Annotated in this window: 14 protein-coding genes and 1 CRISPR repeat array (1 of these 15 cut by a window edge); of the genes, 9 read left to right on the top strand and 5 right to left on the bottom strand. The window is 61.2% G+C overall.

Annotation, left to right across the window (positions count from 1 at the left end; all coding sequences use genetic code 11):
- Positions 1–785: direct repeats of the CRISPR family, unit length 36 nt; unit sequence ATTGTAGCTTTCCGGGGTGAGAGAGGGAGCTACAAC (it extends 109 nt beyond the left edge of the window).
- Positions 786–824: 39 nt separating this feature from the next.
- Complete coding sequence (locus GH659_RS07175; RefSeq protein WP_153110613.1) at positions 825–1,148, bottom strand: type II toxin-antitoxin system PemK/MazF family toxin; 324 nt, start codon at positions 1,146–1,148, stop codon at positions 825–827.
- A complete protein-coding gene (locus GH659_RS07170; RefSeq protein ID WP_153110611.1) occupies positions 1,148–1,372 on the bottom strand; it encodes an antitoxin MazE family protein in 225 nt (74 codons plus the stop codon). The genes GH659_RS07175 and GH659_RS07170 overlap by 1 nt, the downstream gene beginning before the upstream one ends.
- A 251-nt stretch (positions 1,373–1,623) precedes the next feature.
- On the opposite strand from GH659_RS07170, the gene GH659_RS07165 reads away from it, so the two are divergent.
- The 3 genes from GH659_RS07165 to GH659_RS07155 all read left to right on the top strand — a co-directional run bounded on the left by GH659_RS07165 (position 1,624) and on the right by GH659_RS07155 (position 4,324).
- A complete protein-coding gene (locus GH659_RS07165) occupies positions 1,624–2,640 on the top strand; it encodes a TRAP transporter substrate-binding protein (RefSeq protein WP_153110609.1) in 1,017 nt (338 codons plus the stop codon).
- 70 nt (positions 2,641–2,710) lie between these two features.
- A complete protein-coding gene (locus GH659_RS07160) occupies positions 2,711–3,529 on the top strand; it encodes a sugar phosphate isomerase/epimerase family protein (RefSeq protein ID WP_153110607.1) in 819 nt (272 codons plus the stop codon).
- A 54-nt stretch (positions 3,530–3,583) separates the two neighbouring features.
- Positions 3,584–4,324 carry an SDR family NAD(P)-dependent oxidoreductase gene (locus GH659_RS07155; RefSeq protein WP_153110605.1) on the top strand — a complete coding sequence of 247 codons (741 nt, stop codon included), beginning with the start codon at positions 3,584–3,586 and terminating at the stop codon, positions 4,322–4,324.
- Between the two features lie 163 nt (positions 4,325–4,487).
- Here the strand turns inward: GH659_RS07155 and GH659_RS07150 are convergent, their stop codons facing one another.
- A complete protein-coding gene (locus GH659_RS07150) occupies positions 4,488–5,108 on the bottom strand; it encodes a hypothetical protein (protein WP_153110603.1) in 621 nt (206 codons plus the stop codon).
- A gap of 161 nt (positions 5,109–5,269) precedes the next feature.
- Between GH659_RS07150 and thrH the strand changes: the two genes are divergently transcribed.
- The 3 genes from thrH (at position 5,270) to GH659_RS07135 (ending at position 8,853) form a co-directional block, all read left to right on the top strand.
- Positions 5,270–5,884, top strand: a complete 615-nt coding sequence (gene thrH, locus GH659_RS07145; RefSeq protein ID WP_153110602.1) for a bifunctional phosphoserine phosphatase/homoserine phosphotransferase ThrH — start codon at positions 5,270–5,272, stop codon at positions 5,882–5,884.
- An 8-nt stretch (positions 5,885–5,892) separates the two neighbouring features.
- Positions 5,893–6,759 (top strand): formyltetrahydrofolate deformylase, encoded by an 867-nt coding sequence (gene purU, locus GH659_RS07140; protein WP_153110600.1) that lies wholly within the window; start codon positions 5,893–5,895, stop codon positions 6,757–6,759.
- 147 nt (positions 6,760–6,906) lie between these two features.
- The gene (locus GH659_RS07135) at positions 6,907–8,853 is read left to right on the top strand and encodes an ABC-F family ATP-binding cassette domain-containing protein (RefSeq protein WP_153110598.1); all 1,947 of its coding nucleotides are present in this window, start codon (positions 6,907–6,909) and stop codon (positions 8,851–8,853) included.
- Between the two features lie 109 nt (positions 8,854–8,962).
- Here GH659_RS07135 and GH659_RS07130 read toward each other — a convergent pair whose 3' ends face one another.
- Entirely contained in the window at positions 8,963–9,913 is a 951-nt protein-coding gene (locus GH659_RS07130; protein WP_153110596.1) for a D-2-hydroxyacid dehydrogenase, read from the bottom strand.
- 98 nt (positions 9,914–10,011) lie between these two features.
- Between GH659_RS07130 and GH659_RS07125 the strand changes: the two genes are divergently transcribed.
- The 3 genes from GH659_RS07125 (at position 10,012) to GH659_RS07115 (ending at position 11,817) form a co-directional block, all read left to right on the top strand.
- Complete coding sequence (locus tag GH659_RS07125) at positions 10,012–10,659, top strand: lipid-binding SYLF domain-containing protein (protein ID WP_153110593.1); 648 nt, start codon at positions 10,012–10,014, stop codon at positions 10,657–10,659.
- A 204-nt stretch (positions 10,660–10,863) separates the two neighbouring features.
- Positions 10,864–11,250 carry a hypothetical protein gene (locus GH659_RS07120; RefSeq protein WP_153110591.1) on the top strand — a complete coding sequence of 129 codons (387 nt, stop codon included), beginning with the start codon at positions 10,864–10,866 and terminating at the stop codon, positions 11,248–11,250.
- 27 nt (positions 11,251–11,277) lie between these two features.
- On the top strand, positions 11,278–11,817 hold the full coding sequence (locus GH659_RS07115; RefSeq protein WP_153110589.1) for a glycine zipper family protein: 540 nt from the start codon (positions 11,278–11,280) through the stop codon (positions 11,815–11,817).
- 39 nt (positions 11,818–11,856) lie between these two features.
- On the opposite strand, the gene GH659_RS07110 is transcribed toward GH659_RS07115, so the two are convergent.
- A complete protein-coding gene (locus tag GH659_RS07110) occupies positions 11,857–14,445 on the bottom strand; it encodes an EAL domain-containing protein (RefSeq protein ID WP_153110587.1) in 2,589 nt (862 codons plus the stop codon).
- Between the last annotated feature and the right edge of the window lie 301 nt (positions 14,446–14,746).

Raw genomic sequence — 14,746 nt, 5'->3', positions numbered from 1 at the left:
GCTCGGCAGGTTGATTGTCAGGAATTGTAGCTTTCCGGGGTGAGAGAGGGAGCTACAACTTCTTCTCGTAGCCAACGGCCAGGGCAAGAATTGTAGCTTTCCGGGGTGAGAGAGGGAGCTACAACTTATGCCAATGCATCAGTCGATGTGCTGGAATTGTAGCTTTCCGGGGTGAGAGAGGGAGCTACAACAGCGCTCGCCCTTCTTGCTCATGCGCACCTATTGTAGCTTTCCGGGGTGAGAGAGGGAGCTACAACCATGGCGGCAAGGGGCCGAAACCTAAATGGATTGTAGCTTTCCGGGGTGAGAGAGGGAGCTACAACAGTCAGACAGCGAAGGCTTCGACGAAGATGATTGTAGCTTTCCGGGGTGAGAGAGGGAGCTACAACACAGGAGAACGCCACCCTTCCGGGTGTAGTATTGTAGCTTTCCGGGGTGAGAGAGGGAGCTACAACTACACCTATAAAGTGCCGCGTGTGGATCGAATTGTAGCTTTCCGGGGTGAGAGAGGGAGCTACAACTGCTCCGGCGTTGTGCCGATCTTGAAAAACATTGTAGCTTTCCGGGGTGAGAGAGGGAGCTACAACAACGCGACGGCAAGCGAGACGACTGCGATTATTGTAGCTTTCCGGGGTGAGAGAGGGAGCTACAACAGACCGTTTGATGGCTATCTACAACGATCGATTGTAGCTTTCCGGGGTGAGAGAGGGAGCTACAACCTCAGGCGCCGTGACCGTCAAATCGTTGACATTGTAGCTTTCCGGGGTGAGAGAGGGAGCTACAACCGTATCAGACGCGGATCGCGATTCCTGGGGTTTGGGTTCTCATTTAGCGATCCCCAAAAACACGGCCAAGCAACGTTCGACTTCGAGCAGTGCATCAGCGTCAATGCGCCCGAAGGCTTGGCCAACCTTATCCCGTTTCACAGTCATGGCCTTGTCGACCATCACCTGCGATGGCTTTTGGAGACCGTTCGCCGTGCTCGGCCGCACCGTGACACGGAACAAGGGAGCTGCAACGAGCGTGCTGGTCACGGGTAGCACCGTGACGCTCGCGTGTTCGTCAAACTGATCGGACTGGATTATCAAGGCGGGACGTGGCTTGCCGAAATCGCCTTGCATGGCGATGGTAACGAGGTCGCCGCGCATCACTCAGTCCAGCCGTCCACGTCGGCCAAGGCCTCGTCCATGAAGTGCTGCATATCGGTGTCGGCGGCATCTGCCTGAGCCGCGAGTCGGCATTGTCGCCGGCATTCTTCGGCGAAGCCGGGCCGGCGCGTGTCGGGCACCCAAATCTGAACCGGGCGCAGCCCGGCCATGCGCAGGGCTGCGCGGTGCTTCTGCACTCGGGCGTTTACGTGAGTTGTGGCCATGTTGAACCTCTTTTTCCATGTTACATGAAACACTATACAACAAATCCAGTTACATGCAACACACCCGAGCGTGCTACAAGCTTTTTCGCACAGGCCGAAGCAGCGTACCGCCTGAACGGGAGCAGTTTTGTCCCGATTTTTTAGCAGATCGATTGACACACTAACACCTCAGTGATTAAATGAACTGAGGTACTAGCGCTCCACACCACTCGTGCCGGTTCTATCCAATCACTTCTCGGAGGACTTCCTTGATGAATACGACACTCAAAAAAATCGCCGCGGGTCTGTTTTCGGCTGCCTTGTTGGTTGGGGGCTCGGCCGCATTGGCGCAGGAAAAGGTGCTGCGCCTGACTTTCCAGAATCAGGCCGATCACCCGCAAGGCATCGGCTCGCAAAAGTTTGCCGATCTGGTGAAGGAAAAGAGCGGCGGCAAAATGGCCGTAAAGCTGTTTCCGGGCGGCGTGCTCGGCGGCGACTTGCAAACCGTCGCCGCGCTGCAGGGCGGTACGATCGACATGACCTCGCTCAACGCCGGTCTGCTCAATGGTCTGATCAAGGAATTCATCGTTTTCGACCTGCCCTTCCTGTTCAACAACTCGAAGGAAGCCGACGCCATCATGGAAGGCCCGGTCGGCCAGAAGATGTTTGACCGCCTGCCGGAGAAAGGGCTCGTCGGTTTGGGCTATTTCGACAACGGCTTCCGCAACCTGACCAACAGCAAGCGGCCGATCACCAAGGTCGAGGATATCGCCGGCCTGAAGATCCGCGTCGTGCAGTCGCCGATCTATATCGACCTGTTCAACGCCCTGGGCGCCAATGCCGTGCCGATGCCGTTCGGCGAGTTGTACACCGCGCTGGAGCAGAAGACCATCGACGGCCAGGAAAACCCGCCGCGCACGATCGAGGCGTCCAAGCTGTTCGAGGTTCAGAAGTACATGACGCTGACCCAGCACACCTACAACCCGATGGCGTTCCTGATCAGCAAGAAGGTCTGGGACAAGTTCACTCCCGAAGAGAAGAAGATCATCGGCGATGCCGCCAAGGAAGCGTCCGTCTTCCAGCGCAATCTGTCGCGCGAGCAGAACCAGCAAGCGATCGAGCGCATGAAGAAAGCGGGTGTGCAGGTCAATGAACTGACGCCGCAGGACGTCGCCAAGCTGCGCGAAAAAGCCAAGCCGGTGATCGACAAGTTCGTCCAGAAGGATGTCGGCGAAGCGCTGTACAAGGAATTCACCGCCGAAATCGCCAAGGTGCGCGGCAGCAAGTAAGCCGCTGGAACGGGGGCTGGCGTCTCAGCAGGCGCTGGCCGCCCCCGCCAACATCTCGGACGCACCGCAAATGAAAAGACAATTCTCGCTGGTATATCTCACCGCTTCGGAACTGGCGCCGCCGGAAATGATCGAGACGGCGGGCCGGGCCGGTTTCGATTATGTCAGCCTGCGCACCATCGCCATGGGGCTTCCCGGCGAGTTGAATTTCGGACTTTCGAGCAATCCGGCCTTGCTGCGCGACACCAAGGCGGCGCTGGCCGACAGCGGCGTCAAGCTGCTCGACATCGAAAATGCCCGCCTCCATGACGACGTCGATATCAGGAAATATCTGCCGGAAATGGAAATTGCCGCCGAACTCGGCGCCAAGGCGGTGCTGACGAACATCTGGTCAACCGACCGCGCTTTCGTCGTCGACAAGTTCGCCGAGCTTTGCGGTCATGCCAAGTCTTACGGCCTCAAGGTCAATCTTGAATTTGTCACTTGGGCAAGCATCACCGACCTCAAGGATTCCGTCGAGATCATCAAATCGTCCGGCGCCGACAACGCCGCAATCGCCCTCGACACGCTGCATTTTTCCCGCTCGCGCTGCACGCTGGAAGAACTGGCCGCCCTGCCGCCCGACTACCTCGGGGCGCTGCACCTGTGCGATGCGCCGGCCGAAATCCCGACGACCAAGGAAGGATTGATCCACACCGGCCGCGGCGAACGGCTCTACGTCGGGGAAGGCGGCATCGACATCGCCGGCATCGTCAGCAACATGCCGGCGAACGTCGTTTGCGGCATCGAAATCCCGCATATCGAACGCCTCAAGGCCATTGGCGCCTCCGAACATATTTCCCGCAGCATCGAGACAACCAAGGCATATCTGGAAGCCAACGGACTCTGAGCGCGCAAGGCAATCGCACGGCACATCTGAACTCGAACCATCGGAGGTGAACACATGAGACTGAAAGACAAAGTGGCATTGATTACCGGCGGCGGCGGCGATGTGGCCATCGCGATCGCCGAAAAATTCCTCGCCAACGGCGCCAGGGTCGTACTGGTCGACCTGAAACCCGAGCTGCTCGCGGCCGCCGCGCAGAAACTGAACGCCGGCGCCGCGCTGGCAACCGTCACCGGCGACGTGTGCCACCTCGACGACATGGAAGCCGCCGCCAGGCTGGCCGTCAGCCAGTTCGGCAAGCTCGATATCGTCGTGCCCTGCGCCGGCGTGATCAAGCACATGCCGATCGACGAGATGTCGCTCAACGACTGGAAATGGGTCGTCGATATCAACCTGACCGGCACCTTCGTCACCTGCAAAGCCGCCGTGCCGTTCATGAAGCAGCAACAAAGCGGTCGCATCATCACGATCTCATCGGTCGGCGGCCGCACCGGCCGGCCGAAGGTCGGCGTTAATTACGCCGCGTCGAAAGCCGGGGTCAACGGCCTGACGATGTGCCTCGCCCGCGAACTCGGCGCCTTCAACATCACCGTCAACAGCATCTGTCCGGGCCCGCTGGCCGGCCGCATGACGGAATCGATGCCGCCGGAAAACCTCAAGGCGCTGATCAGCACCGCCTGCATCGGCCGCCTTGGGCGCCCCGACGACATCGGCAATGCCGCCCTCTACCTCGCCAGCGACGAGGCAGAATGGGTGACTGGCGAAATCCTCGACGTCAATGGCGGCGTGTATATCTGAGCGTTATGGATTGCAGTAGAAGTAGTACCCGCAGTGGCAGCAAGCAGTACCTCTTGAAGCACGACTTGAAGCCTTGACTGCCGGCGCAGGGAGTTTTCATTCCTCGCCGGCAGCTTTTTTCAGGCAAATCGCCGTGTCGGAATCGGACAAGGAATCGCTCAACTCAATTGCCCTTCGCCTTGTCGGCCGCCGCTTTCTCAGCCGCCTTCGCCGCTTCCTTGGCTTCCCGCTTGGCCCGCTGGGCGGCGCGTTCGGCATCCTTCTTGGCGCGCTTTTCGTTCTTTTCTGCCCGCCTGGCCTGCTCCTCGGCCAGTTTCTGGCGATTCTCGGCGGCCTGTTGCGTTTTTTCGGCGGCTTTTCGCTCGCGCTCGACCGCTTTGGCGGCCTCTTCGCTACGGTACTGTTCGCCCCTCGTCTGCTGCTCGGCTTCGCGCACCGGACGATCGGCTTCGCGCTTCGCTTCCTTGGCCTCGACGTCGGCACGCTTGGCCTCGCGCTCGAAGTCGCGGGCCGGCGTGTCGAGATTGCGAGCGTCGATCTTCGACTGGGTCAGACGCTTTTTCGCTTCGTCCAGGCAGTCGTTGACCAGAATCTTCTGGTAACAAGCGGCTTCGTCAGCGGCGTAGCGCTGCTCGGCATCCTTCTCCATTTGCGAGGCGCGTTCGCGTTGCGCCTTCGCCTCCTCCAGCGTTTTCGGCACGGGCCCCGGATGGGCGGCAGGCACCTGCGCCCCCAGCGGGGTGCTGGTCAACAGCAAAACGGTCATCAGATTACGCATGTGCATTACGGTTTCCTCCACAGCCGGCGATTTTACGCCGCGGCGGAGACGGGCGCCTCCGGTTTGCGGAAAAACGGCGATGAATCCCGCTGAATCAGCCACATGCGCCACTCCCCCCTTTGGTAGAATGACCGGCTGTTTTTTTACTCATTCTCTGGGAGCTTCTCGTGAAAATCGTCTGTCTCGACCTTGAAGGCGTGCTTGTCCCCGAAATCTGGATCCAGTTTGCCGAGCGCACCGGTATTCCCGAATTGCGCCGCACGACGCGCGACGAGCCGGACTACGACAAGCTGATGACCTATCGTCTGAACATTCTCGCCGAGAAAAAACTCGGCCTGCCGGACATCCAGAAGGTGATCGGCGAAATGGGGCCGATGCCGGGCGCCCGCGAATTCCTCGACAAGCTGCGCGAGGATTATCAGGTGATCATCCTGTCCGACACGTTCTACGAATTCGCCCACCCGCTGATGCGCCAACTCGGCTGGCCGACGCTGTTCTGCCACAGCCTCGAGGCGGACGCCAACGGCTTGCTCGTCGACTACCATCTGCGCATGCCCGACCAGAAGCGCGAAGCCGTCCAGCGCTTCAAGGAACTCAACTTCAAGATCGTCGCCGCCGGCGATTCGTACAACGACACGGCGATGCTCGGCGAAGCCGATGCCGGCATCCTCTTCCACCCGCCGGAGAACGTCATCCGCGAATTCCCGCAGTTCCCGGTCACCATGAACTACGACGAACTGCGCACGGAAATCGACAAGGCATTCGCCCGCGTCGGAGGCTGAGCGCCGCCATGTACTCGAAACGCTATTACACGCTATCGGCCTCGTGCCCCGACCAGGTCGGCATCGTCGCCCGCGTCGCGGGCTTCATCGCCGAGCACAAGGGCTGGATTCTCGAATCGCGCTACCACTCGGACAACAATAACGGCGACAGCCGCTATTTCATGCGCATCGACATCAAGGCCGACTCGCTGCCCTTCCATCTCGCGGAATTCCGCGAGCGTTTCCGCCCGCTTGCCGAGGAAATCAAGATGGACTGGAAGATCAACGATTCGGCGGTCAAGAAGCGTGTGGTCGTCCTCGTCAGCAAGCAGGAACACTGCCTGTACGACCTGCTGGCGCGCTGGCAGTCGAAGGAGCTCGACATCGAGATCCCCTGCGTCATCTCAAACCACGACACCTTCAAGGGCTTCGTCGAGTGGCACGGCATCCCGTTCCATCACGTACCGGTGACGCCGGACAACAAGGAATCGGCCTACGCCGAAGTGCAGCGCATCTTCGAGGAAGTGAAGGGCGACACGATGGTGCTGGCGCGCTACATGCAGATTCTCTCGCCGTCTCTGTGCGAGAAATTTGCCGGCCAGATCATCAACATCCACCACTCCTTCCTGCCCAGCTTCATCGGCGCCCGCCCGTACCACCAGGCCTACCAGCGCGGCGTCAAGCTGATCGGCGCGACCTGCCACTACGTCACCAGCGAGCTCGACCAGGGCCCGATCATCGAGCAGGACGTGATCCGCATCGACCACTCCGACTCGGTTGAAGACATGGTGCGCTACGGCAAGGACATCGAAAAGACCGTCCTCGCCCGCGGCCTGCGCTACCACCTCGAAGACCGCGTGCTGGTGCATGGCAACAAGACGGTGGTTTTCAAGTAAATCGAACTAGAAACTCTTTCAACGCAGAGCGCGCAGAGCCGCAGAGATCGCAGAGAAAAATCAGATTTGAACTTCTCTGTATCTCTGCGGCTCTGCGTTCTCTGCGTTTAAGGCGTTTGCGCAGTTTTTCAAAAGACGTCCCCCTTCATGATTACCCTCAAGAATGTCACCCTGCGCCGCAGCGCCAAGGTATTGCTCGAAAACGCGTCGGTCACGATCAATCCCGGCGAGAAAGCCGGCCTCGTCGGGCGCAACGGCGCCGGCAAGTCGTCGCTGTTCGCCTTGATCAACGGCAACCTGCACGAGGACGGCGGCGAATTCTTCATGCCGCCTTCGTGGCGGCTGGCGCAGGTGGCGCAGGAGATGCCGGAAACGGCGCAAAGCGCGACGGCCTTCGTCATCGAGGGCGATACGCGCCTGAAAGCTGCGCAGGACGAGGTCGCCGCGGCCGAAGCCTCCGGCGACGGCGAGCGCATGGCGCACGCCTACATGACGCTGCACGACGCCGGTTCGCACGACGCCGAAGCGCGGGCGCAAGCGCTGATTCTCGGCCTCGGCTTCAAGGTCACCGAGCTCGAAAACCCGGTCAACAGTTTCTCCGGCGGCTGGCGCATGCGTCTGCAACTGGCGCGTGCACTGATGTGCCCATCCGACCTGCTGCTGCTCGATGAACCGACCAACCACCTCGATCTCGACGCGCTGGTCTGGCTCGAAGCCTGGCTCAAGCGCTACGACGGCACGCTGCTCGTCATCAGCCACGACCGCGAATTCCTCGACGCCATCACCAACGTCACGCTGCACATCGACAGCGGCAAGCTGACCCGCTACGGCGGCAACTACTCGACCTTCGAGGAAACACAGGCGATGCAGCTTGAATTGCAGCAAAGCGCCTACGCCAAGCAGCAGGACAAGATCGCCCACCTGCAGAAATTCATCGACCGCTTCAAGGCCAAGGCGACGAAAGCCAAGCAGGCGCAAAGCCGGGTCAAGGCGCTCGAACGCATGGAAAAGATCGCGCCGGTACTGGCCAGCGCCGACTTCACCTTCGAATTCAAGGAACCGGCCAACCTGCCCAACCCGATGCTGGTCCTGCGCGACGCCGACTGCGGCTATCCCGCTCCCGACGACGCGCCGGCCGGCACCCCGCCGACCGTCATCGTGAACAAGGCAACGCGCACGGTGAACGCCGGCCAGCGCATCGGCATCCTCGGCGCCAACGGCCAGGGCAAGTCGACGCTGGTCAAGACGATCGCCCGCACGCTGGCCCCGCTCGGCGGCACCGTCACCGAAGGCAAGGGCCTGAAGATCGGCTATTTCGCGCAGCAGGAACTCGACGTGCTGCGCCCGCAGGACAACCCGCTCGAACACATGGTGCGGCTGGCCAAGGAAGCGCTGCCGGACGGTGAATCGGGCCGCGAGCAGGATCTGCGCAACTTCCTCGGCTCGTTCAATTTCAGCGGCGACATGGTCAAACAACCGGTCGGCACGATGAGCGGCGGCGAAAAGGCGCGCCTCGTGCTGTGCATGCTCGTCTGGCAACGCCCGAACCTGCTGCTGCTCGACGAACCGACCAACCACCTCGATCTCGCGACGCGCGAGGCGCTGGCCGTTGCGCTCAACGAATTCGAAGGCACGGTGATGCTGGTCAGCCACGACCGCGCCCTGCTGCGCGCCGTCTGCGACGAGTTCTGGCTCGTCACGCGCGGTGGCGTCGGCCCGTTCGACGGCGACCTCGACGACTACCAGCAATTCCTGCTCGACGAAGCCAAACGAGCGCGCGAGGAACTCAAAACCTCGCTCAAGGAAGAAAAGGCCACAACATCAGCCGCCGCCCCGGTCGCGCCGCCCCCCGCCGCGAACAAGAAAATCACGCCGCAGATGAAGGCGATGAAGCGCGACCTCGGCAAGGTCGAAACGCGCATGGCCGAACTGGAAACGCAGAAATCCGACCTCGAAACCCGCCTCGCGGAACCGCTCTCGCCGCAGGAAATCGGCGAACTCGGGCTGGAGTTGCAAGCGGTCAACGACGCGCTCGCCGAATGCGAAGAAAAGTGGCTGCTGCTCTCCGAGCAAATCGAGGCGGAAGCCTGCTAAGGAGTTGTTGAAGTATTCGTCACCCCGGCAAAAGCCGGGGTCCAGTTCGTTGATTTTATGGATTCCGGCGTTCGCCGGGATGACGCATCTGCAATAAATCTGCAGCTTTCTAAACCACGATATTGCGCGGCGTCCCCGACAAAAACGCTTCCACGTTACCGATCAGCTGCTCGGCCAGCTTGTGCACCGTTTCCTCGCTGGCCCAGGCGACGTGCGGGGTGACGATCAGATTCGGCAGGTCGACATTGAGCAGCGGGTTGCCGTTGACCGGCGGCTCCTCGCTCAGCACATCGACGCCGGCGCCGGCAATCTGCCCGCTTTGCAACGCGGTGAGCAATGCCGGTTCATCGACGATGCCGCCGCGTGCCGTGTTGATGAGCAGGGCGCTGCGTTTCATCTGCGCCAGCTCGGGCGCACCAATCAGGTGGCGCGTTTCCGGCGTCAGCGGGCAATGCAGACTCACGACATCCGCCTGCGCCAACGCGTCAGCGAACGGCACATAACCCGGGCGCACGACGCCAGCGCCCTTGTGCTCGGCAAACAGCACGCGCATGCCCAGCGCCCCACAGGCCGCCGCCACGCTCTTGCCAAGCGCGCCGCCACCGATGATGACCAACGTACTGCCGGCCAGATCGTGCAAAGGCGGTTCGGACAGGCAGAAGCTGGCCGATTTCTGCCAGTCGCCGGCCATGAGCCGCGTCCGATAGGCCAGCAGCTGGCGCCGCAGCGCCAGCATCAACATCAGCGTATGCTCGGTGACACCGGTCAGCGCGTAGTCACGCACGTTGCACACCGTAATACCACGCGCCTTGCAGGCCGCGACATCGACGTTGTTGTAGCCGGTCGCCGAGACGGCGACGAGTTTCAACGATGGGGTTTGCCGCAGGACCGCTTCGTCGATGAGCGTCTTGTTGGTGATGACAACGGTGGCGTCCTGCAGGCGTTCGCCGGTTTCGTCCGGCGCGGTCAGTGGGTATTCCACCCACGCGTGCGGCACGCCGACGGGACGCAGCGGAACCGCCAGCGTGGAGCGATCGAGAAACACTATCTTGGGAAGCATTTTTTCCTCGGCGTAGAATAATTTTGCAGTGCACGACGGTTGGAACCGTCCGCGGCGCCGACCATTAGACCCCATCCATCCTTAAAGGGACAACCAAGATGAAATCACGCGCCAGTTTGCTCTTCTCGTTGGTCTTGCTGTTTGCCGGTGCCCCCGCACTGGCCGATGACCCAAAGCAGGAATCCTCCGCCGAGGAACCAACGACCAGTTCACTCAGCACCGCGGAGCAGCAAAAGGCCCGCGATGAAATCCGCACCATGCGCGACGAAACGCTAAAACGCTTGTACAAGGCCCACCCGAAAGCGCGCGAAGAACTCCGGAAGTCGGTGGGATACGCCGTGTTCGATGCCTCGCAATCCAACATCATTCTCCTCGTGACAGGTCGGGGCGCCGGTGTTGCTGTAGATAACGAGAGCAAGCAGGAAACGTTCATGAAAATGGCCCGTTTGGGAACCGGGCCCGGTATCGGTCACAAGAGCTACAAACAGGTGCTGATCTTCAAGGACAAGTCGCTGTTCAAGACATTCTGCAAGGTCGGCGCCGATGTGACGGCAAGCGGCGACGCAACGCTCAAGCTGAAGAAGGAAGGCGAGGGTCTGGTGCTTGATGGCGCCGTGTCGTTCAATCCCCTGCTCTCCGTATATCAAATGACGGATCGCGGCGCCTTGCTGCAAGCCAACTGGGGTGGCGTCGGCTATCTGCCGGATGGCGATCTGAACAAACCAGCGAAGGACGCCGAAAAGTAGGCGGCGGCGCCAGGTCGGGCGGGAAAACACGCCCTGCTACCTGCACTCCCTTGAATGCCACGGAAACTGATCAATAATCCAAGAGTCTGATAGCTAGTTGATCCCATGCCGGGCTGCTTGCCCCAACGACGGTCGCGTTGCGATCACGGCAAGGAGCATCCCGGCGGAGATGCATCGGAGAGTTGAGAGGAAAGGTAGGTCCCGATGAAATCGACAATCGCAACAATCGTGCTTTTGCTCGTTGGCTTGGCCAGCAGCCACAACGCCGAGGCCGACCACCGTGCGCACCGACATTATTCTGGCTACAGAGGCAGTGTCGGCATCACTTTCGGCCCTTACTGGGGACCGTATTGGGATCCGTGGTATTACCCGCCGCGCTACTACTATCCGCCGGCCGTAATAGAGCGTCCTTATCCGCAGGTTTATATCGAGCAAGCTCCGGCTGACTCGGCATCTCCGTCCAGCGAGGCAACCGGCCAGGACGCTACGGCAAATTATTGGTACTTCTGCCGTTCGGCCAAGGCTTACTACCCCTACGTCAGGGAGTGTCCCGGCGGCTGGGAGCGGGTGTTGCCGCAACCGCCGCGTTAGTTTCTATTCGCGAAAGGGACAATGGATATGAAATCGCTGACTGTGCTCCTTGCGCTCGCCGGCCTGACATTGTTCGGCGGCTGCGCCAGCGTTCCGACGGGCCCCAGCGCCATGGCGCTGCCGGGAACGGGAAAGACACTCGCGCAATTCAACCGGGACGACGCCGAATGCCGGCAATATGCCACCAACCAGCTTGGCGGCACGACGGCTTCCGGGGCGGCGACCCAGGCCGGCGTTGAGAGTGCGGCCGTCGGAACGGTCGTCGGCGCCTTGGCGGGAGCCGCCTTCGGCGGCCAAGACGGCGCGGCATTCGGCGCCGGCACGGGGCTGTTGTTCGGCAGCATGATTGGGCTTGGAACGGCCCAGAGCTCCTACTACGCGACGCAGCAGTATTACGACAACGCCTACTTCCAGTGCATGTACGCGCGCGGGCAACGGGTGCCGGTCTCCGGCACGGTAGTCAGATCATCGTCAGGGCGCACGACCACCTATCCGCCGCTCGCGCCTGCCGGCTCCTACCCGCCTCCGCCACCCGGCAGTCCGCCCCCGCCGCCGCGGGCTTATTGACGCTGTGACGCGGAGGCCGTCGCTTCGCCGCGGGCGAAGTCAGGCGGCCACGGAAGCGGCCAGGGAGTCCGAATTGACCGGCCGGCCGAACAGGTAGCCCTGGTAGTGGAAACAGCCGATCCGCTCCAGCGTATCGCGCTGTTCCTGCGTTTCGACGCCTTCGGCGATCACTTTGAGCTGCAGACTCTGACCGAGGGCGATGATCGTCTTGACGATCGACGCATCATCGGGATCCGAGAGCAGATCGCGGACGAAGGAGCGGTCGATCTTGACCTGATCGAGCGGCAAGCGCTTGAGGAAGCTCAACGATGAATAGCCGGTGCCGAAGTCGTCGAGCGAGAAGCGAACGCCCTTTTCTGTCAGCCGTTCCATCTGGTAAATCACACTGTCGATATCGTCGATCAACTGGCTCTCGGTCAGTTCGAGCTTGAGAAGCGCCGGACTGGCGCCGGTCTGACCCAGAATGCCAATGACCTTGTCGGCAAAGTCCGGCTGGCGGAATTGATGGGCGCTCACATTGACCGCGATATGCCAGCCACAAGCCACCGGATCGTCGGCCCACGCCACCAGTTGCCCGCAGGCCGTCTGGAGAATCCAGTCGCCAAGCGGCAGGATCAGGCCGGACGATTCGGCGACGGGGATGAAGCTATCCGGCGGCACGACCCCATGCCCGGGCCGCTGCCAACGCACCAGCGCCTCGACGCCGCGGATGCGGCCACTCGAATCGACCTGCGGCTGATAGTGCAGAACGAACTGGGAATGGGCCAGCGCCAGACGCAGGGCGCTTTCGATGCCGGTCCGCTCCGCGACCTTGGCCTGCATGTCCGGGTTGAAGAAACGCAACGTATCGCGCCCATCGGCTTTCGCCTGATACATCGCCAGATCCGCCCGCTTGAGCAGATCCTCCTTGCTCTTGTACTGGTCGGAAAACATCGCGATGCCGATGCTGACCGTGCTCAGGTGGCTCTGCCCTACAAGTTCGTACGGCTGGCGCATGGCGGCCCAGATTTTGCGGCCGATGCGCTCGGCCTGCAGCAGCGCCTGATCCGGCTCCGCGCTGAGTCCGCGCAACATGACGACGAATTCGTCGCCGCCGAGCCGGGCAATCGTGTCGGTCTCCCGCACGCAATCGTGCAAGCGTCCGGCCGCTTGCACGAGCAATCGATCGCCAGCGTCGTGCCCCTGCGTGTCATTGAGATCCTTGAAATTGTCGAGATCGATGAACAGCAAGGCGCCGCCCTCGGCGTAACGGGTCGTCGCCGACATCGCCTGCTGCAAACGATCATGCAACAGGCGGCGGTTCGGCAGGCCGGTCAGCGGATCGTAAAAGGCCAGTTCATGGATCGCCGCCTCGGCCTCGGCGAGCCGGGTGATATCGGTCGATACGCCGCACAGCCCCTGAATTTCCCCGTCGTCGCCGAGCAACGGCTGCTTGACCGTGAGATAGTTCTTTTCCGACCGGCCGTCCAGCGTGCGCTTCGTTTCCTTGACCTCGATGCGCTTTCCCTGTTGCAGGACGAGGCGATCGTCTTCGCGCATGTTGGCGGCCGTATCGGCATCGAAAAAGTCCTTGTCTTCCCGGCCGATGATCGCTGTCCGCGTACAGGCGAACAGATCGCAGACGCCCCGATTGACGTACTGGTAGCGAAAATCGCTGTCCTTGATGAAGATGTGCGCATCGACACTGTCGAGGATCGTGTTCAGACGGTTCTCGTTCTCGCGCAATTGCGCCGTCTTTCTGGCGACCTGGCGACGCAGGAACGCTACCGCCTTGAGCGTCACGAGAAACAGGAATAGGAGCCCGGCGCCGATCCACCATACGGCACGGGGAAAGGGCCGCGGCGGCGCCGCCCCCATCCAGCGCTCCAGAACGCGCGAATAGACGGAATCCGGCTGCGCTTGCCATTTTTCGAGGTGCTCGTCGATCGCCTGCCGCAGGTCGACGTTACGCCCGCTGGCCGTTGCGTAGTAGAGCTGCGTCGGCTGAAAGATGACCGGGGTTTCCAGAAGGTGGTGCCGCGGCGCCTGCAAGTCGCCAACGAAGCGATTCGCCACCGCCACGTCCAGTTCGCCCGCCGCCACTCGGCGGAACCCCTCCGGAATCGATGCCACCGGGACCAAGACGGCCTGCACGCCGAAGCCGCGCAGAACCTCGTCGAGGTACGTTTGCTGGATCGAGCCCTCCATGACCGCGACACGCTTGCCCTGCAAATCAAGCATCGAATTGATCTGTGCCGAATCGCCGTGATAAAGCCGCGACCAGCTGTTCAACGCCGCCCGTTCGTGAAAACCGAGCTGCCGGCTGCGCTCCTCGGAGAACGCGACATCGGGCAGCAGGTCGATCGTCCCGGATTGCAATGCGGTCAGGCAATCCTGCCAGATGCAGGCCACCGGCTTCAGTTTCCACCCCTCCTGCCGCGCCATCTCGACGAGCAGATCGCCGAGAATCCCCGAGGGCTGACCATTCGGCCCCATGAAAATCTTCGGCTCGTTTTCGTGGACGCCGACGATGATCTCGCGACCATGGCCGGCGCTGGCCGCAGCCGGCACGGCCAGTAGCGGCAGTACGGCGAAGGCAAGGAAGATGCAGTGACCGGCCAGCCGGAATGGGCGAAAGAGTTTTCTCATGAGAGCACCGAAGCGAAGCGACAAAAGAACGAATTCATCGCGGATCCGATCAACAGCACTCCATGATAGCAGGGAGAAAAAAATACTTATGCATTATGGCGTTAGCAACCAGGGCAATCGCACCAAACCCGAAATGCCACCGTCGTGAACATGCCAAAATAGCCGTTCACAATCAATCAGTTACAAAGGGGCTGTTCACAGGGCGTTGATTTGTGTAGTTTTCTGTCTTTTTGGGTGGCGTATGGAGACGGAGAAAGCGGCTACGGCAAATCAACGAGTCTCGCTGACGGAGGTCTTTTCG

The organism is Propionivibrio limicola, from assembly GCF_009469695.1.
Taxonomy (GTDB): Bacteria; Pseudomonadota; Gammaproteobacteria; order Burkholderiales; family Rhodocyclaceae; genus Propionivibrio; species Propionivibrio limicola.
This window is presented reverse-complemented; position numbering and strand designations above follow the sequence as displayed.

Coding starts and splice junctions, on each gene's coding strand:
- GH659_RS07175 (WP_153110613.1), bottom strand. CDS start 1,148: ATGCGCGGCGACCTCGTTACCATCGCCATGCAAGGCGATTTCGGCAAG.
- GH659_RS07115 (WP_153110589.1), top strand. CDS start 11,278: ATGAAATCGCTGACTGTGCTCCTTGCGCTCGCCGGCCTGACATTGTTC.
- purU (WP_153110600.1), top strand. CDS start 5,893: ATGTACTCGAAACGCTATTACACGCTATCGGCCTCGTGCCCCGACCAG.
- GH659_RS07170 (WP_153110611.1), bottom strand. CDS start 1,372: ATGGCCACAACTCACGTAAACGCCCGAGTGCAGAAGCACCGCGCAGCC.
- GH659_RS07130 (WP_153110596.1), bottom strand. CDS start 9,913: ATGCTTCCCAAGATAGTGTTTCTCGATCGCTCCACGCTGGCGGTTCCG.
- GH659_RS07150 (WP_153110603.1), bottom strand. CDS start 5,108: ATGCACATGCGTAATCTGATGACCGTTTTGCTGTTGACCAGCACCCCG.
- GH659_RS07110 (WP_153110587.1), bottom strand. CDS start 14,445: ATGAGAAAACTCTTTCGCCCATTCCGGCTGGCCGGTCACTGCATCTTC.
- GH659_RS07120 (WP_153110591.1), top strand. CDS start 10,864: ATGAAATCGACAATCGCAACAATCGTGCTTTTGCTCGTTGGCTTGGCC.
- GH659_RS07165 (WP_153110609.1), top strand. CDS start 1,624: ATGAATACGACACTCAAAAAAATCGCCGCGGGTCTGTTTTCGGCTGCC.
- GH659_RS07135 (WP_153110598.1), top strand. CDS start 6,907: ATGATTACCCTCAAGAATGTCACCCTGCGCCGCAGCGCCAAGGTATTG.
- GH659_RS07160 (WP_153110607.1), top strand. CDS start 2,711: ATGAAAAGACAATTCTCGCTGGTATATCTCACCGCTTCGGAACTGGCG.
- GH659_RS07125 (WP_153110593.1), top strand. CDS start 10,012: ATGAAATCACGCGCCAGTTTGCTCTTCTCGTTGGTCTTGCTGTTTGCC.
- GH659_RS07155 (WP_153110605.1), top strand. CDS start 3,584: ATGAGACTGAAAGACAAAGTGGCATTGATTACCGGCGGCGGCGGCGAT.